This is a genomic window from Roseiconus lacunae (genome assembly GCF_008312935.1).
In the GTDB taxonomy this organism is placed as follows: Bacteria; Planctomycetota; Planctomycetia; order Pirellulales; family Pirellulaceae; genus Stieleria; species Stieleria lacunae.
On record NZ_VSZO01000079.1, the window covers coordinates 348,254 to 367,662 of the forward strand.

The 19,409-nt window shown below is 56.5% G+C and carries 15 protein-coding genes; 6 read left to right on the plus strand and 9 right to left on the minus strand.

Annotated features, from left to right (window positions below):
• Window positions 1–15: 15 nt before the first annotated feature.
• A complete protein-coding gene (locus tag FYC48_RS26920) occupies window positions 16–1,923 on the plus strand; it encodes a DUF116 domain-containing protein (protein ID WP_149499879.1) in 1,908 nt (635 codons plus the stop codon).
• Window positions 1,924–2,031: 108 nt separating this feature from the next.
• Window positions 2,032–2,598 (plus strand): hypothetical protein, encoded by a 567-nt coding sequence (locus tag FYC48_RS26925; RefSeq protein ID WP_149499880.1) that lies wholly within the window; start codon window positions 2,032–2,034, stop codon window positions 2,596–2,598.
• On the opposite strand, the gene FYC48_RS28040 is transcribed toward FYC48_RS26925, so the two are convergent.
• Window positions 2,595–2,747: a hypothetical protein gene (locus tag FYC48_RS28040; RefSeq protein WP_160149792.1), complete on the minus strand. Its 153-nt coding sequence runs from the start codon at window positions 2,745–2,747 to the stop codon at window positions 2,595–2,597. The genes FYC48_RS26925 and FYC48_RS28040 overlap by 4 nt on opposite strands.
• A gap of 1 nt (window position 2,748) precedes the next feature.
• Between FYC48_RS28040 and FYC48_RS26930 the strand changes: the two genes are divergently transcribed.
• Window positions 2,749–3,540: a tetratricopeptide repeat protein gene (locus FYC48_RS26930; RefSeq protein WP_160149793.1), complete on the plus strand. Its 792-nt coding sequence runs from the start codon at window positions 2,749–2,751 to the stop codon at window positions 3,538–3,540.
• Between the two features lie 144 nt (window positions 3,541–3,684).
• Here the strand turns inward: FYC48_RS26930 and FYC48_RS26935 are convergent, their stop codons facing one another.
• From FYC48_RS26935 to FYC48_RS26950, 4 genes are all read right to left on the minus strand, one after another.
• Complete coding sequence (locus FYC48_RS26935) at window positions 3,685–7,098, minus strand: aminotransferase class I/II-fold pyridoxal phosphate-dependent enzyme (RefSeq protein WP_149499882.1); 3,414 nt, start codon at window positions 7,096–7,098, stop codon at window positions 3,685–3,687.
• A gap of 655 nt (window positions 7,099–7,753) precedes the next feature.
• Window positions 7,754–8,608 carry a hypothetical protein gene (locus FYC48_RS26940; protein WP_149499883.1) on the minus strand — a complete coding sequence of 285 codons (855 nt, stop codon included), beginning with the start codon at window positions 8,606–8,608 and terminating at the stop codon, window positions 7,754–7,756.
• Between the two features lie 201 nt (window positions 8,609–8,809).
• Window positions 8,810–10,579 (minus strand): serine/threonine-protein kinase, encoded by a 1,770-nt coding sequence (locus FYC48_RS26945; protein ID WP_149499884.1) that lies wholly within the window; start codon window positions 10,577–10,579, stop codon window positions 8,810–8,812.
• Entirely contained in the window at window positions 10,576–11,196 is a 621-nt protein-coding gene (locus FYC48_RS26950; RefSeq protein WP_149499885.1) for an RNA polymerase sigma factor, read from the minus strand. Before FYC48_RS26950 ends, FYC48_RS26945 begins: the two co-directional genes overlap by 4 nt.
• A 424-nt stretch (window positions 11,197–11,620) precedes the next feature.
• Between FYC48_RS26950 and dnaG the strand changes: the two genes are divergently transcribed.
• A complete protein-coding gene (gene dnaG / locus FYC48_RS26955; RefSeq protein ID WP_149499886.1) occupies window positions 11,621–13,786 on the plus strand; it encodes a DNA primase in 2,166 nt (721 codons plus the stop codon).
• A 138-nt stretch (window positions 13,787–13,924) separates the two neighbouring features.
• On the plus strand, window positions 13,925–15,613 hold the full coding sequence (locus tag FYC48_RS26960) for a sigma-70 family RNA polymerase sigma factor (RefSeq protein ID WP_149499887.1): 1,689 nt from the start codon (window positions 13,925–13,927) through the stop codon (window positions 15,611–15,613).
• 229 nt (window positions 15,614–15,842) lie between these two features.
• Here FYC48_RS26960 and FYC48_RS26965 read toward each other — a convergent pair whose 3' ends face one another.
• Together FYC48_RS26965 and FYC48_RS26970 are read right to left on the minus strand one after the other, a co-directional pair.
• Window positions 15,843–16,667, minus strand: a complete 825-nt coding sequence (locus FYC48_RS26965) for a histidinol-phosphatase HisJ family protein (protein ID WP_149499888.1) — start codon at window positions 16,665–16,667, stop codon at window positions 15,843–15,845.
• A gap of 84 nt (window positions 16,668–16,751) precedes the next feature.
• The gene (locus tag FYC48_RS26970) at window positions 16,752–16,988 is read right to left on the minus strand and encodes a hypothetical protein (protein WP_149499889.1); all 237 of its coding nucleotides are present in this window, start codon (window positions 16,986–16,988) and stop codon (window positions 16,752–16,754) included.
• A 247-nt stretch (window positions 16,989–17,235) separates the two neighbouring features.
• Here FYC48_RS26970 and FYC48_RS26975 point away from each other — a divergent pair, with 247 nt between their 5' ends.
• Window positions 17,236–18,492, plus strand: coding sequence for an SGNH/GDSL hydrolase family protein (locus FYC48_RS26975; RefSeq protein ID WP_160149794.1), 1,257 nt, complete (start codon window positions 17,236–17,238; stop codon window positions 18,490–18,492).
• A gap of 42 nt (window positions 18,493–18,534) precedes the next feature.
• Here FYC48_RS26975 and FYC48_RS26980 read toward each other — a convergent pair whose 3' ends face one another.
• Together FYC48_RS26980 and FYC48_RS26985 are read right to left on the minus strand one after the other, a co-directional pair.
• Window positions 18,535–18,981 carry an ExbD/TolR family protein gene (locus FYC48_RS26980; protein ID WP_149499891.1) on the minus strand — a complete coding sequence of 149 codons (447 nt, stop codon included), beginning with the start codon at window positions 18,979–18,981 and terminating at the stop codon, window positions 18,535–18,537.
• An 8-nt stretch (window positions 18,982–18,989) separates the two neighbouring features.
• The gene (locus FYC48_RS26985; protein WP_160149795.1) at window positions 18,990–19,406 is read right to left on the minus strand and encodes an ExbD/TolR family protein; all 417 of its coding nucleotides are present in this window, start codon (window positions 19,404–19,406) and stop codon (window positions 18,990–18,992) included.
• Window positions 19,407–19,409: the final 3 nt, after the last annotated feature.

A 19,409-nucleotide genomic window follows, 5' to 3' on the forward strand; every position in this document is an offset into this window, starting at 1 on the left:
ACCAGGGGATTCGGTTTGTCGACAGGATTTAGCTCCACCGAAACCAACGCCGGCCAGGATAGCGCGCCGACCGCTGGCAATCAGACAACTGGCAACAAAAGCCGTCGTCGCAAGACCAGTCATTTGAAGGACGTTCCCGAGTCGCTCGCCTTGCGGGAAAGCCTGCGCGATCGCTGCGAACAAGTTGCCGATCGCATCGATCGATCCGTCCCGATGACCAAGGACGAACTCGAACAGGTTGCCCGGCGTACCCTCGAAGAAGCCGACCTGCCCGAAGCCTACTTGGGCTGGATGATGGTGATGATCAGCTCGGCATTCTGGCGCCATGAGCTGAAGTCGATCCCCCCGGAACGACGACTGTTTCTGTTGCCGCATTGTCTAAAACATGCCGAGGGTTGCCCCGCCGACTATGACGAATTCGGCATGAACTGCAAAGAGTGTGGTGCGTGTAGCATCGCAGACTTTCGTGGCATCGCCGAGGAAATGGGCTACCGTGTTTTGGTTGCCGAAGGCTCGCCGGTGGTCCTAAAAATCATCGTCGGTGGCTACGTCGATGCCGTCGTCGGAGTCGCCTGTTTAAATGTGCTTGAAAAGGCGATTGATAAAGTCTTGTTGGCGGGCATTCCCTGCATGGCGGTGCCGCTGCTGAGCAGCGATTGCCGGAACACGCGGGTCGACGAACCATGGGTCGACCAAATGATTCGCACGCCGTATGAACCGGCGCAACAGCAGACTCGCAGTTACGTTCACTTGATGCGTGCCGCGGGGGACTTGTTTGAATCGGAGCGTCTGGAATCAGTCGTCCCACGCACCCGTGGGACCGCGCCGTTCGGCGATGGCCAATTGAATGCCGCCAAGGTAGCCGCAATGGACGCGATCGAAGCGACCGAACACATCGCGTATGACTTCCTGACCCGTGGCGGAAAGCACTCACGACCGTTCATCACAATGGCGGCTTATGACGCGATGACCGGCGGTGATTGCACCAGCACGGCCGGAGCAGAAGCGGTCAAAAACATTCCACCGGCGGTGTTACGATCGGCACTCAGTATCGAAACCTTTCACAAAGCAAGCCTCGTTCACGATGACATCGAAGACGACGACGGCTTCCGCTACGGACAACCGGCGCTGCACAAAGAATTCGGTATCCCGACGGCGATCAACGTTGGCGACTACCTGGTTGGCATGGGCTACCGATTGATCAGTGATCGATCGGCGATGAAGGGGGCCGACGCCTCGGCGCAACTCGACGTACTCGATTGTTTGGCCGCGGCCCACACGCGTCTCGGTGAAGGCCAAGGCGCCGAGCTGATTTGGCGCGACGCCGCGGATCGAAAACTCTCGCCTCTCGACGCACTGAAGATCTACGCCTTGAAGACGTCGCCGGCCTTCGAAGCGGCACTCTTCAGCGGAGTGCGTCTGGGAATGCAAAAGGATGGAGAAAGCGTCAGCGAGGAATCGGTCGAAGAATATCGTCAGGCAATTCGGACGTTCAGTCGAAACCTGGGCGTCGCCTTTCAGATCCTAAACGACCTCGGTGATTTCGCAGGCGATGACGACAATAAGCTCGCCGCCGGTGGAGATACATTCGGCGGTCGGCCCACGCTGCTTTGGGCGCTCGCATTACAAACGCTCGATGACGACGCGAAAGCACGTTTAATGCACTTGGCCGATCCCGACTGTGGTGTCAGCAACCAAGCGAGGCTTTCCGAAGTCCGACGTTTGTACGAACAAGCCGGCGTCTTCGAGACCGCTTTCCGCTTGGTCGACAAGCACCAGGAGCGTGCCGAAGCGGTCGCCGATTCGCTGCAACCAGACGCTTTCAGGCGTTTGCTGTATTTCTTGGTCGACACCGTTTTGGAACGTCCCGAAATCAAAACACCTTCGGTCGTGTCGCTCGGCATTGTCGCCCCGACCGCGTAGGGCCATAAGAAAATTAGTTCAGCGTCGATCGCTAGGATTCGTATTCGTCTGATGATGCGATCGAACGTTATCCGCTAAATCGTTACTTCTCCCAGACCAGCTCCGACCATGACTACCGATTTGTCACAAGAAGACGCCGACGTCAAAATCGAAACGCTTCTCGCGGAGTTCTACGATGCAGAGACGGGGTTTGAAGATCTCGGGCGGTGCAAGGCGGCGAGTGATCTACCGTCGCCCTACAACGAACTGCTCAATCACAACGAACACATGACCGTGACGGTTGAGTCACATCATGGTGAAAGTGTCGACGTCGTGGTTCATCGCTATCACCGGACTACGAACGTTGATGGTGATTGGTACAGCCGTGAAATTACGTTGAAGACATCGAAGTCAGGCAAGGTCGTCCAGTACGGTATCGTTCGATTAAATATTCAAACGCTCGATCCCGAAGTTTGGCGACAGATCGAATCACGCACGATCCCCCTGGGCCGGGTCTTGATTGAGCACAATGTTCTCCGGGAAGTCCAGCTTTGTGGACTTTGGGAAATCACCGCAGGTCCCGCATTGGCGTCACTGCTCGATGCAAGCGAAGGCCAGACTCTCTACGGACGAACCGCACTGATCTACTGTGATGGTGAACCCGCGATTGAGCTTTTAGAAGTTGTCGCCCCTTAGCAGCCTGTTGATTTTCTATTGTCGACTTTCACTCCGTGAACGTAGCGTTCGTTCCGGCGAATACTGCGAAGCGGTTCCAGGGGAATTGCATCCGAAGTTTTCGTCGTACCGATGCCTTCGTCTGACTCGCTGCCATTTGGGAGTATCATGATGGGTACAAAGTTGGGGCTGTTTGTCTTATTGGTTCTTTTCGTCGGCGTGTCAGTATTTGCCCAGCCGCCGACGGAAGATCAAACTCGCTTAGCCGAAGAGGCTTTCGAAGCCCTCCGCGAGCTGAAGTTCGATGAAGCGGCCAGTGCCGCCGAAAAATTAGCCGCGTCCCAACCGAAGTCCATGCAGCAAACAAGCTATGCGGCCGACGTGCTACTGCGAAGCGGAAGAATCGAACCGGCGATTGAGCTGTTCGACGAAACGATCAAGATGCGGCCCTTCATCAAGCCTCATCTTTGGCAACGGGGGATCGCCTTGTACTTTGACAAAAAATTTGACGAAGGTGCCGAGCAGTTTGAAATCCATCGAGAGGTGAATCCGAACGACGTCGAAAACGCAGCTTGGCATTTTCTTTGTGTGGCGAAATCCAAGTCGCCGCAAGAAGCAAAAAAGCTATTGCTTCCCGCACCCGGTGACCCGCGAATCCCAATGAAAGAAATCTTGCAGTTGCTTGATGACGGGGATATGGACCCGGTGATTGAACGAATGGAGTCCGTCGATGTTAAAACTTCGGGTGGGCGTTCGGCTCGGTTCTATGGTCATCTCTACCTGGGGCTCTATGCCGATGCCGTTGGCGATCTACCCAAAGCTCGCCAACACTTAAAGCAGTCCGTTGAATTTGCCCCTAAGAATTACATGGGCGATGTCGCCCGGGTTTATTCAAACCATCTTGCTCCAACGCCAGGGCCGTCAGAACCAAACGCGTCCAAAGAAGATCCCGAAAACGAATAGCGCGATGGGCGGCGGATCTTAGAATTTTGGTCGCCCTATCCGCCGATGGGCATTCGCGTGGCTGTTGCAAGGAAAACGCGACGAACGCCATGCGGCAATCCAAAGACCAGGCATTGCCAGAGCAGCCTGGACTTTCTTGAAACGCTATTGAGCGGTCGCTTGTGGGGCATAACCGAGATCGGCGAGGTGCTTCGCAGTCCGCTCGACCGTCAAACGAATTTGTTCGTCGGTATGCTCGCTGGTAATAAAGAACCGCAGCCGCGCGGCGGATTCATCGACCGCAGGATACAGGATTGGCTGGACGTTGATTCCGTCACCTTTCAAACGATTGCTCAAGCGTAACGCAACGAGCGAGTTGCCCGTGATGACTGGAACGACCGGTGTCTTTTCACTGACGCCGGTGTCCAATCCTGCGTCTTGGCAAAGTTTCAAAAATAGTTCGCTGTTATGACGTAAACGCTCGACGCGTTCGGGTTCCTTTTCCAAAGTCTTCAGCGCCTCCAAGGCCGCCGCTACTTGGGCCGGAGGCATTCCAACGCTGAAGACAAACCCGGGCGCGGTGTATCGCAGGTATTCCACCAGTGCGTGACTGCCCGCGATGTAGCCGCCGCAAGAAGCGGCCGACTTGGAGAGTGTGCCCATCCAAATGTCGACGTCCCGAGCGTCACAGTTCCAGAACTCAGCCATCCCATGGCCGGTTTGGCCCATCGTGCCAAAACTGTGCGCCTCGTCGACCATCAGCATCGCGTTGTGGCGTTTTTTGACGGTGATGAATTCAGGCAGGTTGCTGAAGTCACCATCCATGCTGTAAACGCCTTCGATGATGATCAGCACCCGGCGGTACTGCGACCGAACTTCTTGCAACGTTCGATCAAGTGCCTTGAAATCGTTGTGCGGGAACGGGCGCCGACGCGCACCCGACAAAAGCGCACCTTGAACAATGCTGTTGTGCGACAAAGAGTCGTGCAGAATCAAGTCATCTTCGCCAACCAAATGGCCGATCGTTGTTTCGTTCGTTGCGTGTCCACCGACCATCAAGATCGAGTTATCGACACCGACAAAATCCGCGATGGTTTGTTCGAGCTGACGGTGGATTGGTTTTTCACCGGAAACCAGCCGGCTTGCCGAAACGCTAGTCCCGTATTTTTTCACCGCATCGGCGGCCGCGGCGGAGACTGCCGGGTGCCCGCTTAAGCCGAGATAGTTGTACGTCGCAAAACTGATGAGCTTGGTCCCGTCGACTACGGTGGTGTCCGATGCGATCCCGTCGTGGACGGTGAAGTACGGGTTGGGAACACCCGTCATCTTCATCTGTTCCATCGTGGCTTTCAGACGACGGTACTCGGCAAAATCTTCGACGCGGCTTTCCGGTTCGACGGCGATCGTTGGCGAAGCGACGGGAGCGGTAGCCGGAGCGGAATTTTGCTGGTGGTTGCCGGAGACATTCCCCGCCAGCATCGCTTCGGCGCGGGCGTCCGCACCGGCAGGCAGGTAGCGACTGATCGCGATCGCGGTTTCTCCGATTGTTTCGATTTCGTCCAGCACCTGCTCGGGGAATCGACCGCCGAACGTTCGTTCCAAGTTGCGTGCGATTTCAAGTCGTTCGAGACTATCCAGTCCGAGATCTAGTACGATGTTGGTCCCTAGCGTCAATTGCTTGGCACGTTCGCCAGCGACCGATCGAACGTGATACTGGATCGCTTGGACGATCAATGGGTTCACGTCGGCTTCGCTGACCGAGGAGGCTGAAGCCGACGCGGCTTGCATCATCGGACGGGCATCTGCCGATGCGAACGAACCGCCAGAGGATTCTTCCCAGCGTACCCATTTGGCAATGAGCTTAAGCTCGTTATCACGAACGGCATGCAAGCACGCGTGACGCTGGATCTTTCCGCTACTGGTTTTCGGAACGCTGCTGTTACGAACCAAGAACACCGCGTCTGGCGGAAGCTCGTGTTCATCGGTCACGGCACGACGGATCGCTTGAATTTGCGAGTCCCAGTCGATATCTCGCAGCCGCGCGACTTCGGCGACAATTGCTAACTGTTCGCGGCCGTCCTGATCCATTGCAAAGGCGGCGACGGCACCGGCTTGAACGACGTCGCTCGCCCGTTCGACGGTTTCTTCGATATCTTGCGGGTAACGATTGACGCCGCGAACGACAATCATGTCCTTCAAACGGCCGGACACGTAAAGTTGGCCGTTATAAAGAAAGCCCAGGTCACCGGTTCGCAGGTAAGGTCCCTCGCCTGCCGAAGTCATTGCGTGGAACGTTCGTTCGGTGGCTTCTTTTCGGCCGTAGTAGCCGGCGCCGACCGAGGGGCTGCTGACCCAGATTTCGCCGATCTCATCGGGGGCCAAGACGTCACGCGTTTCCGGATCGACGATCAGCACGGTTTCCGATGGCAAGACTTCACCGCAGCCGACCAGTTTGCGTGCCGCCGCGTCGCCATCTTTCAGTGGAACGACGCGTTTGTGATCCAATTCACTTCGATCGAACGACTCAAGAATCGGCCGCGGGTTCGTCGGTCCACCGGTGACGATCAGCGTCGTTTCCGCCATCCCGTAACACGGCAAACTTGCCGCGGGGTCAAACCCGTACGGTTCGAACTTGCGGCGGAAGGCGTCCAGCGTCGCCGCCCGAATCGGCTCGGCACCGTTGAACGCGATTTGTAACGAACTGAGGTCCAAGCCTTCCATTTCGCTTTCAGAAATTTTGTCCACGCAGAGCTGGTAGGCAAAGTTCGGTCCGCCGGTGATCGTGCCGCCGTACTTTGAGATCGCCCGCAGCCACCGGGAAGGACGTTGCAAGAACGTCATCGGGCTGAGCAACACGTTGTTACAGCCGATGAACAAAGGAACCAAGATTCCGCCGACCAACCCCATGTCGTGATACGTCGGCAACCAAGAGATCCCGATTGACTTGGCCCGAGGTTCGAAAGCGTGCCAAATCAGTTCGGCGTTTGCCAGCAAATTCCGTTGCGTCAACATGACGCCCTTGGGCGAACCAGTCGAGCCAGAGGTGTATTGCAGCACCGCAAGGGTATCGCCGTCGATCGTCGGCCGGCGATACGCATCCAGGTTGCGGCACGCCGGATCGTCGGTGCCGAGAATTTGGACGCCCATCAAGTCGTCCGGGCGATCATTCCCCCCGATTTGCTCGGCTTGTAGATTTGTCGTCAGGGCCCATTTGGCCCCGGCGTCAACGACGATTGAACGAATCCGCGAAGCCTTGCGATTCCGACGCGGCGGGAACGCCGGCACGGCGACGGCGCCGGCTGCGTGGCACGCAAAAAAGCCGACAATAAAGTCTAAGCCGGGCGGATACAGCAGCAACACTCGATCGCCGGGGCGAATTCGACAGCGGCTTTGCAAGTGCCCGGCGAGCGCGCGGACCTCACGCCACAGTTGCGCATGCGTGATTTTCACCTCGAATTCTTCGACGTCCGTAAAAATGAACGCGACTGAATCGGGTCTCAGACCGGCCCAATGCTCGAGAATCGAGACATAGTGGTCGGTGGGGGGAATCTCGTTACCGAAGTACTGCTGGAAATCCACGAAGCTAACCAACGCGATGGAATAAAACGCCGATCGGGCAACTCACATCCTGCGTTATCTGTGATCCCTGTCCGTTCGGGGACCGACGTTTAGAACGGTCGACCTTCGAACGGAATCGGACAGTCCGGTGGCCGAGAACATCGCCCGCTTCGTCAGCCGGGCACATCGGCGTGTTTCGGGTCCGGAAATATGGACTAGGTCGATTGTGACGAAGTCCTACAGGATAGCCGCAAACGGGGTCACTTTACGACGCCCCCTCATCATAAAACTCGATCAAGCCGTGGGGGCAGAAGGCCCCCGTGAGAAGAAACGCCCAAGACAAGCGTCCAGCCGGCGTTCTGGTTCATTTGTACGAACCGCGAAGACTCTCCGGCGTTCCTCCCCCAATGAGGTCGTGCAGTTTTAGGTTATCACCCTCCTGGCAGAAGGGTCGAGTGCAGCGAGGGGAGGTCGAACGGTGAATCGCCGAACAAACTTTCGTCTCTCGGTCGCATCGAATCACGAATCACCCCTCCCCGCGTCGTCGCAAGCTCCTCCGCGACCTTCCTGGAGGGAGGATGAAGCCGTAAGCGCCTGCTAAGTCAGTGGTTAAAAACTGCACGACCTTCAATGAGTGGGCGATGGTCCCAGCGTTAAACCTATCGGCTGCGATTCACTATTGTGCTTGAAACGTGGGCAGCGATGGTACTGCCTGATTGGGATCGGGGTGTGTTGGAATCGCAAGTCGCGTCGGAGCTGGATAGCTTGATGACGAGGAAAGCTCTGGCCGCGTGAACAGGAAAGTCGCGCCGCCGACATCAATCCCGTCGGCTTTCATCTTGTCCAAGGTAATCTTGGCATCCACCCACTTTTCGACCGCCGCCTCACGCCGTTCAATTTCCTCACGCAGCTTCTTTGCCCGGGTTTCAATCTCACTGACTTTCAAATCCTGATAGGCGGTGTCGAGATCAAACCGCAGTTGATACAGAAATCGCAAGTCGTCGAGGATCACCGATTGCTCGTCGGTGCGTTTGTCATCGAGGAGTTCTTTTTTAACGTCCGTGAGCTGTTGCTCGATCTTTTGAATGATCTGGATTCGAACAGTCTCGACGGAGTGCTTTACTGCGAAGCGAGCTGTTTGCGGGGCGAGTGTTGTCACAATCGCTGGGGCTCCTGACTCGTCTCGTCCTCGCATCTGAACAAACCGTCGAAGACTCGTCCCATTGACCTCCAGTTGAATCTCGCCATTGAGAATCTGCTGCAACGTTTCGATGGGCCAACTCGGCAGCGATTTTCCGTCTTCGTCTTTAGGAAGCTTTTCGCGATTCAACAACGTCTCGAAGTCCATCTTCTTTGATTCATCTTCCGCGTCTTCTTCTGCGGAACTTGGTTCCGGCGGAAGGCTTGGTGGCGCGGCCGGCTTTGCCGGCTCTTCGTCTGCCGGTTCGAATTGTTGTCCGCTGACCGAAGAGACTCCGCACGGCAAGCAGAGTATCCCGACAGCGAGCAACCGACGAAATTGAGCGTTCATGATCATGACCTTTGAAGACAAGGAAACGTTGTAGTGGAACCGATCGTGGATGGATTGATAGTCGCCTTTCGCTCCGCCGAAAGTAGCGAAACGCGACGCTACTTTCGACGGAGCGAAAGGCGACGATTGGGCAACATCAGGCGAACACTCTTTACGTGGGAGAGTGAAAAGACTTAAGCCGAATCATTCGTGTTCAACGGATCAGTAGCTCACCGACGGTGGTGCAGCCGGTGCGGTCGATCGCATGAAGCGTTCGGTGTCACGCAACAACGCCTCAACGGCTTCGATTTCTTGCAGCGTCGGGTCCGTTGGTGGCGTGTGACTCAAGCCTCCTGCGAATGCGTGGGGCGGCAATGCCATGCCACGGAGTTCGCTGTCTGTGTTGTCAGTACGCTCCAACTTGGCTGGCGATCGGTCATTCGGCTTCGCGGACGGAGCCCATTTGATTGGCGGAGGTGCCCATTCGGTTGGTGAAGGTGCACTTGCAGTTAAGAGTTCCTGCGACGGAGCCGGTTTACTGATCGTCGGCTCTGAATAAGTCATCGCTTTCGGGACTTGGGGAAACGATTGGTCGTATTCATTTCGCGTTTCAAACGTCGTGTTCGAACTTGCCGCGTATTGGGACACCGGCTCCTGTAAAAGTTCAAACGGGACCGTAGCGTTCGCCGTCTGTTTGATTTTCGGAGCGTCCGGTAAACGCCCCAGCCCTAGCAGCAGACAAGCGGCCACCGTCACGAGCGACGTGATCGGGGCGACGAACCACGGGCGACCGTACCAGGCCGTCTGACGCAATGCCGTTTGACTGTCGCCGGTCAACGGTGGCTTGGTGTCGGCGGGATAGGATTCGGGATTTTGCATTTCGCTGAGCACCCGTTCGAGTTCAGTTTGAACGTCCGCGGCCGAAGCCGGGCGGTCGGAAACATTTTTGGAGAGCAAGCGATCGACCAGATCGCTGACTCGGCGCGGGATCTGGGCGTTGTATTTCCAGAGCGGGCGATGGGGCTGGCTGACGATTCGGTGCAGCACGGCTAGCGAACGCTCGGCACGCCAAGGTGGCCGTCCCGTGAACATGAAGTACATCACCGCACCCAGGCTGAACAAATCGCTTCGCGGTCCGATGTCACCGCCGCGTGCCTGTTCGGGTGACATGTAGTGCGGCGTGCCGGCGATAAAACCGGTCCGCGTCAGGCTGGCATCGTCAACGGCGCGGGCGAGCCCGAAATCGCTGATCCACGTCCGGCTGCAGGTGTGGTTGATCAAAATATTCGCCGGCTTTACATCGCGATGAATGATGCCTTGACGATGAGCCGCTGCCAGGCCCGTCGCCGCTTGTGACGCAATCCGCAATGCATCAAACACCGAGAGCGGACCATAAAGATCAACATGCCGCTGAAGCGAAATTCCATCGACGTAACGCATCACCAAATACGGCAGCGTGGCCGTCGTGTCGACCTCGTGAATCGCGACCACATTTTCATGAACGACGGCGGCGGCCGCACGGCCTTCGCGAATGAAGCGTTGCTTTGCCGTCCCGCTTCGCGCCAAGTGCGGCGCGAGCACTTTGATCGCCACCATTCGATTCAGTTCCGAATCATGCGCTTTCACGACGACGCCCATCCCGCCGGCACCGATTTCACGTTCGATGGTGTAGCGCCCGAGCTGCCCCAACATTTCGGGATGCCCGGCCGGTTCGATCGCACCGATAGACCGAAGCTGTGACATGGGATCGTCATCGTCGAACAGTCTTGCATCACATGACGACGAGTCGGACGCATCACATTGCGGGTCGGAGAGAACGCTTTCGTCTAAAAATCTTGATGCGTCGTTCCACCAATCCCGGCTCGCGGTTTGTTCCTGCAGACGTCGGCGACACGTTTCGCACTGGGAAAGGTGTGCCGCAAGCGATGCCTCATGTTTTTCAACGAGCTGGTCTTCGGCAGCCGCATCGACCCAATCGATCGGACACTTCATCGCAGTTCTCCTTCAATCGCTTCAAAGCCATCGCCGCTGACTTCTTGGACCAAACGTTTCAATCGACTCATCACGCGACTGCGAGCCAAATAGACCGATCCAATTTCGACGCCCAAATCCTCCGCCACGTCGCCGGCCGATTGACAGTCGACGGCGGTTCGCGAAAACGCTTCCCAAGTCGTCGGCTGGACCGACTGACGCACTCGCCGTGCAGCCCAGCGGAAAGCGCGACGGCGAAACGCGGTCGTGAATTCCTGCTCGAGCGACGTGGGGGCGGCGACTTGGTCGAGCTGCTTGAATGCTTCGCTGCCGCCGGCCGGCTGTGGTTGCCCGCGAAGCGAACGAAGCTTATTCAGCGAGTGGTTTCGTGCGACACCGAAGAGCCAACTGCGAAACCGTCCCCGCTGCTGATCGGGCTTGAATCGTTCGATCGACTGGGCGACCGCCAGCAGGACTTCCTGGACCAAGTCGGTCGCATCGGTCGGCTGCAGTCCGTGTCGCCGACCGATGCCGTAGATCAATGGCTCGTAAAGCTGCACAAACTCCAGCCACGCCGTCGTGTTGGCATGGTCGGGCAGTCGGGCAATCAAGCTTTCGCGGGTTTCCGGTTCCATCATTCTGATTCCTCTTCATGCGTTGACTAACGCGAGCGATCAGAATCTATCACGAGAGGGATAAAATTTTTGCCGTGAAACTGATCTTGACGCAAAATCCCAAGATCGTGAAACTCCTCCAGCTCGAATGCGAAACACCATTTGACCTGCACCCAGTGGCGCCCGCGTCGCTGATAATTGCAATCAAATGTGTTACGCTGCAAAGGAGTGCGTGTGATCGAAATTTGCTCGACTGTCCTCTGGGAGAGGACGTTGCCGGCCGCTCGGGGAATCTCAGCGAAAGGCACGGGTTGACCGATCCGGATGGTTTCGCAGGCCCCTGCGCGATGACCTTCCCGTGCGTTTGCTTTCCGTCAGCTCAGCCGACGGTTAACGACGCTCGTGGGACCATCAAGCGGGTTTATTTCAGCGAGTCGCTGCGTCCGCAATGTTGGACCTAGATCTCAAAGAACGTGTGCGTGCAGCCGTCGACATTGTCGACGTGATTGGCGCTTCGCTGACATTGTCGCCGAAAGGGCGGATGTTGGCTGCGCATTGCCCGTGGCACGATGACCGCTCGCCCTCGCTGACGGTCAATAAAGAACGCCAGACCTGGAAGTGCTGGGTTTGTGATATCGGTGGCGATGTTTTCAGCTACGTGATGAAACGCGAAGGCGTCGACTTCGTCACCGCACTTCGAATGCTCGCCGACGAAGCCGGGATCGAATATCAAGTCGGCCCCAAAGTCGAACCCGGATCCAAGGACGACAAGGCGACGTTGCTGTCGGCCGTCAAACTGGTCTGCGAAGCGTACTTCGATCTGCTCGATTCCCCTAAGTCTGACGATGCCCGGATCGCTCGCGATTACTTGGCCGAACGGGGAATCGACGACCAGCAGCGCCGAACGTTTCAAATCGGTTTCTCGCCCGACTCCTGGGATTTTGCCACCGGGCTGCTCGAGAAAAACAAGTTTCGTCCCGAGATCGGACCCGCCGCCGGTGTCGCTTTGCAGCGGCGTGGCGGTGGAAGCTACGACCTGTTCCGTGGCCGATTGATGTTCCCGATCCATGACGCTCAGGGAAAGCCGATTTCGATGGGCGGTCGAGTCATCCCGCCGATCGCGGCGAGGCATGGGGACAAGGCGGGCGGCAAATACATCAATGGCCCCGAGACGAAGCTGTTCCGCAAGTCGCAACAGCTTTATGCCCTCGACAAATCTCGCGACGCGATCCGCAAAGCCGGCCAAGCTTTGGTCATGGAAGGTTACACCGATGTGATCGCGGCGCATCAAGCTGGCATCGAACCGGCAGTTGCCGTGCTCGGCACCGCGTTGGGTGAAGGTCACGTCAAACTACTCAAACGGTGGACCGACCGAGTCGTTTTGGTCCTTGATGGTGACGCGGCCGGACGGCGACGGGCCGACGAAGTATTGGAGTTGTTCGTCAAAGCCGATGCCGACTTGCGAGTGCTCACGCTGCCCGAAGGCATGGACCCGGCCGACTACCTCGCCAAGTACGGTGCCGCGGCGATGGAGTCGCTGATCGGTGAAGCTCCCGACGCACTTGAGCACAAGCTGGCTTCGCTGACCGATGGGATCGATGTCACCAACGACACGCATCAGGTGATGTCGGCGATCGGCACGATGACTTCAATCCTTGCTAGGGCTCCAAAACTCGATCCGCTCAAGCAAGACCAGATCATGCTGCGGCTGTCGCGAACCTTTGGCATCGGTAAAGAACGTCTCGAAGACAGTTTGGAGCAAAAGCGGCAAGAAGAAAAACAACGCAGCCAAAACGCCGAGCGCTTCCGCCGGCAAAAAGAACAAGCCGATCGCAAGCAAGCGGCACAGAATCGCGCCAAGCAGAACAGTGCCAAGCCACAGCCTTCGCGTCAGCGACCTCCCAACCAGCATCCAAACCCGCCGCGTTCAGCCGGACCGGTCGACCCAAATCAGTTGTTGAACGAAGCGGCCGAGTTTGATGTCGACGCGTTCGATCCCGGGGGCTTTGACTCTGCTCCACCAATCGATGCTTACATCGCAGACGCGCCCGACACCGACAGCTATTTTCACGGCGATGGTTATGGCAGCGAGGACGACGAACCTTCCTTCGGCGCGCCTGTCTCTCATGCGGCCGAACCGCAAGGTTCTTCGTCACCTAGACAAGCCGACGTTCCATTGAGTTCGATCGATCGTGAATTGTTTGAAACGATGATTGAGTCACCCGACTTGGCCGGCCGCGCCGTCGAAACAGTTGATCCAGAATGGCTTGATACCTATGCCGCGAAGATGTTGTTGGCGGCATATCAAGAGTTGGATTTAGAGGGGCGCGACCTGAGTGTCGAGACCCTTTTGCTATTACTCGAAAACGACTTTTTAAAAAATGAAGTCGTCACGATGCAGTTTCGACTAGCACGCCGTGAAGGGCGCAGTACGCTATCGCCCGAACAACGATTCCAAAGTGTTCTCAAGCAGTACCATGATCGCGAGGAGAAAGCTGACAAGCTAAGGAAGATTGCTCAGCTAGAATCGTCGAGCTTGGATGAAGAACAAGAATTGGAAGTATTGAAACAACTTTTCGACAGCATGAAAACGAGTCAGCAACTCGATCGCTAGGAGGAGCGAAATCCCTTTCCGCACAATCTGTTCCCAGATTTAAATCACTGCCGCAGCGTCCCGAAGCAGCAAAGCGGCAGCAGGACCCAGCACCCGCAAACGCCCATGAGGGGCAACTCAAACACGAGGTTTTGAATCATGCTTTTGATGGATCAAGAATTGGCTGAATTGGTCGAACGTTTCCACGAGCAAGGTTGCTTGACGTACGACGAAGTGAACGCCTACCTGCCCGACGAAGATGGCAGCCCCAAGAAGCTTAACCGCCTGATCGAAGCGATCGAACGCTTCGGTATCAAACTGGTCGACGGCGATACGGTTGCCGCACGTCCCGCCCGCAAGCCTGAGCCTAACCTTCGTGACCAACGCCGCCCGGTCGAGCGTGACGTTGATGACAACGACGCAGTTGAAGAAGACATCACCGCCGGTCTGACCAGCGCCGACCTGCCAAAGGCATCCGACGATCCCATTCGGATGTACCTTAGCCAGATGGCAGAGATTCCGTTGTTGTCCCGTGACGAAGAAATCTCGCTGGCAAAGAAGATCGAAGTCACCCGTCGGCAATTCCGTCGCTGCTTGCTGGAATCCGATTATGCATTGCGGCACACGGTCGAAACACTTCACCGCGTTCACAGTGGTGAGTTGCCGTTCGATCGCACCATCAAGGTGTCGCTTACCGAGCACCTGACCAAGGATCAGATTTCGGCGCGGATGCCGCATAACCTGCGAACGCTTGATCAATTGATCGCACAAAATCGTGAAGACTTCGAAGCGATGGTTCGCAAAAGCACACCGCCACGTCTGAAAGCCGAAGTCCGCCGCCGATTCATCGCACGCCGCAAAAAGGCACTCGAATTGGTCGAGGAGCTTAGCCTGCGAAGCCGCCGCGTGACCCCAATGTTGGCTCGCTTGGAAGAATTCTCGCAGCGAATGAACTATATTCGCCGGCGATTGGCCGAACTTGGCACCGATGCGGTCAGCCGGGACGAAGCCGCCGATTTGCGACAAGAACTTCGCGAGTTGATGATGCTGACTCAGGAGACGCCCGAAAGCTTGCACAAGCGGGTCAGTAGAGCACGTGAATACTTCGAACGGTTTGAAGCAACCAAACGACAGCTCAGCAGCGGAAACCTCCGCTTGGTCGTTTCAATTGCCAAGAAGTATCGTAACCGTGGCCTTTCGTTTTTGGATCTGATTCAAGAAGGCAACACGGGGCTGATGCGGGCGGTCGACAAGTATGAATACCGACGCGGGTTTAAGTTCAGTACCTATGCGACTTGGTGGATTCGCCAAGCAATCACCCGTGCGATCGCCGATCAGGCTCGCACGATTCGGATTCCCGTGCACATGATTGACGTGCTCAGCAAACTACGCCAAGCACAGAAGAAGTTGGTTCAACAATTGCGACGCGAACCGACCTACGAAGAAATTTCGATCGCGACCGAAGTTCCACTCGAAGAAGTCCAGCGAGTGATGGACATCGGCCGCCACCCCGCGAGCCTGGACCGCCCGGTCGGCGAGGGCGAAGACAGTAGCTTCGGCGAGTTCATCGAAGACAACGATAGCCTGAACCCAGTTCACATGGCAGCATCGGGAATGTTGAAAAGCAAGATCGAAGAACTGCTAAAGACCTTGACCTACCGCGAGCGTGAAATCATCCGTTTGCGCTACGGTTTGGTCGATGGCTACAGCTACACGCTCGAAGAATGTGGGCGGATCTTCAAGGTCACCCGTGAACGCGTGCGACAGATCGAAGCCAAAGCGGTCGCCAAGCTGCAAAGCCCAAGCCGCGCCGATCGACTCGCGTCGTTCATCAAAGTCGCCGCGTAGCAAAAGCCGTCGGCTTGTTAATCTTGATCAGCCGCAATCGCGATAGCGTGCGGTTTTCTTGCTTGACGGCTCGTTAATTTTGATTAGCCGCAATCGCGATAGCGTGCGGTTCTCCCGCGCACACCGGGACGAATGCCCGTCGGATGATCAATCCGTCGCTGCGTGCGATTCAATCAACAAGCCGTTGACGAGTTGCGCGACGCATCGAAAAGCAAACATCGACGAAATGTTAAACGTTTGCCGAATCGGTTTCGAGTGATTCGATCGCGGCGTCAATGCTGACGTTGATAGGTTTGCGGTTCTTGAAGTATCGAACTTCTTCGTAACCGGCGTCCTTCAATAGCCCCATGGCGGTGATGTATCCGTCACCGACACGTTCGGGAACGTGGGCATCGGCCCCGAGTGTCACCGGGATGCCACGCAGGTTCATTTCCCGTAGCATGTCGGGAAACGGGTTCATCTCAGAAATCCGTTTCAGCACACCACTCGTATTGAGTTCCATCGCAACACCGGTTGCCGCGATTCGATCAAGCGCCGGCCGGATGAACTCGAGGGCCACCGAGGTGTCCCAGGCTTCTTTGGTAAAGTTCTTGATTAAATCGGGGTGGGAGACGGAATCGAACATGCCGGTCTCGGCTGTCTTGGCCAGCAAGTTGAAGTAGGTTCGCTGAACTTCTGTCAGGTCATCTTCCCAATACTTTTTCCGCCACTCGGCGATCTGGGGGTGAACCGAACCGAGTACAAAATGAAAGTCGGCGCTGCCGAGTTGTTTCTCAAGAAACGCTTCGTAGCCTTCGAAATAGTCGGCTTCTAATCCCAAGCAAACGTCAACACGTCCCCGGAACTCATCGGTCGCTTTGGCAACTAGGTCAACGTACTCATCGAATTCATCCAGGCCCATCCGCACGTTCGATGAAAAACCATCCGGCATCGGGTTGTGGCAAGTGACGTGTAAACCGGAAAGGCCCCGAGATTCGGCGACGGCAGCGTACTCCACCGGGTCTCCGGTCGCGTGTTTGCAAAGCGGCGTGTGCGAATGCGATTCAAACAACATGGATTCTGCGTTCTCGAATGAAACTAGAAAATTGTGGACGTGCTGGATCAGCAGCTTTTATGGTCGGTTGGAATGGGAGACGGCCTAGAGCGAATTATCCGATCCGTCGACCGGATCGCTGCACCATTTCTTAAGCGCCGCGACGACATCGTCACGACCTTTTTGGCTGGTCCAAAGTGACTCATCGGCATCCAATCGGACTTCGTAGTCACCTTCGCATTGGCAGTCCTCGTCGCCGCAGTAATGCGGCAAGTCCGAGACCCACACGATGCGGTACAACGGTACGTGTTTGTCGTCGATTAGGATCAGGGGGGAATCCACTTGTTAAGCTCCGATTGCTGTAAATTGAACTCGATGCCAACTCCATGCCGCTTGTCAAATCAGCACGCTCGTGTGGCTTTTCGCTGTCGCAATGTTCCCACAAATCATCGAATCGGCAATCCGTAGCCCCCCACGATGAAGTAAAATGCCACGTCTCCCTCACACCTTCATTGTAAGACTCATGCCGAAGCATGCCGCTTTTATTGGCGTAAAACCCGTGGTTTCCCTCACCGCTTTTTTAGGTCGAATGGTTTCCCCGAAAGAAGACAGTAGCGTGCCTTCGCCTTCCCAAGGCATTCGATTTATCCCGCTTGCGATCTTCATCCTGTTTGTCGTCGCCGCGATACCTTCGAGAGCAGAGACCCTTCCGGAGTCGATTGAGGTTCGCGGAGATTTGAGCGGTAGCCAAACACGATTCCAATCTGGATCCGGTACGGTCGCGTTCATGGGTGGTTCGATTACCGAAATGAACGGCTATCGGCCGATGGTGGTGGAATCGCTGCGGCGGCGATTCCCCGAGACTGAATTTGAATTTATCAACGCGGGGATCTCGTCAACTTGTTCGCACACCGGTGCGTTTCGGTTGGAGCGAGATGTGCTATCGAAGCAGCCGGACTTGCTGTTGGTCGAATTCGCGGTCAACGACGATCAGGATGCGGCGCACTCGTATCAAGATGCACTTCGCGGTATGGAAGGGATCATACGGGCGGCAAGGTTGAGGCGACCGCAAATGGATATCCTGATGGTACATTTCGTCAACGAATCGATGCTCGAGACGACTCGCCAGCGAAAAACTCCCGTCAGCATCGCAGCGCACTCCGCCGTAGCCGACCACTACGGCGTCTCGACGTGCAACGTGGCGGTCGAACTGGCCAAACAAATCGAATCCGGGGACATGACCTGGGAAGTTTATGGTGGTGTTCATCCAAAGCAACCTGGCAACCGAGTGGCCGCCGATCTCGTGGATCGAGTCTTTGATGAATTGAAGTTTGACTCCGATCCGCCCGATCGATCAAAACACGTGCTTGCCGACCGATCCGGCGCGGGGCGACGGGAAGTTCCTGCGGCGCTGGACCCTCATAGCTTCTTTGCCGGACGGTTCCTTGCCCACGATTCGGTTGAATTGGCCGCAGGCTGGGATTGGACGCGTCCGGATTGGTCCGCAATACCCGGTAGTTTTCGTTCTCGCTATGCCGATCGCGACCTGCTGGTATCCGGTCAACCTGGCGCGGTCTGCGAGTTCCAGTTCGAAGGCCAAGCGTTTGGAGTATTTGTGTTAGCTGGCCCGGATGCCGGCATCGTGGAATATTCCGTTGACGGTGGCCCGTGGAAAACACGCGATCTGTATCACCGTTATAGCCGCGGGCTGCATTATCCGAGAACGATCGTTTTGGAGTCCGGTCTGCCAAATGAAACGCACCAAGTCCGGCTCCGTGTATCAAAGCAGAAGAACGATGCGAGTACCGGGCACGCGATTCGTATTTTGGAAGTGACCGCGTCTTAACCGATCGTGTGGGCCTCACACGTTTGCAGATCGGTCAGCAATTTAGCGTGCTGCGGTGGCATACAGCACTCGATCGGCGCCGGCAGACCGGGCCACGTCATAGGCTTTGACCGCTTGCTCCATTTGGACGGCGCCTTCCGGGTCAATGATGACTGGAGGTTGGACGCCAAGCTCAATGATTTGCGTCAAGCGTTCTCGTAGCTCTTCGAATGAACCGACTGGGTCACCGGCCAATTCGATTTTCACCAATCCGTCACGGTGGAGCAGGCGGATGATGATTTCATCGAAGGGTTCGACCGGAGGCGGCGCGTCGGTATTTGCCGCACTGCCGCCCTCGGGTTTTTCCGCGATCGCACCCGGCAAATCGAACTCGGGTGTTTCGAAGCTGCTGGTCCAAACGAAGAAGATCAACAGCAAGAATACGACGTCGATCATCGGCGTCATCTTGACTTCCAATTCACCGGTCGCACGAGAGGCGGGCAATCGCATCGCCGAAGCTACCTCGGGTCTTTCACGGCTAGTTTGATGTCCAAGACTCCGGCAATGGCGGCGGCGTGCAGCACGGGTTCGACGACCTGATACGGCACGACGGCATCGGTACGAACACGCAACGACGCAGCACTGCCGTCACGATTGCGAATCTCGAGAAGCAGAGGCCGCAGGGCTTCGATCGCGATGGGCGTTCCACCGATCAGGATCTGTTGATCTTGATTGATGGTCACGGTCATCGAAACCGGTTCGAGATCGAGAGGTGCGTGACTTTCGGCCACCGGTAATTCAACTGGCAGCCGAGATTCTTGTCGCGCTAAATGGCTTGAAACCAGAAAGAAGATAATCAGCAGGAACACGACGTCGATCATCGGCGTCATGTTCGCCCCGGTAAACGGTCGATGCTGCTGATTGGGAACTTTCAAGGA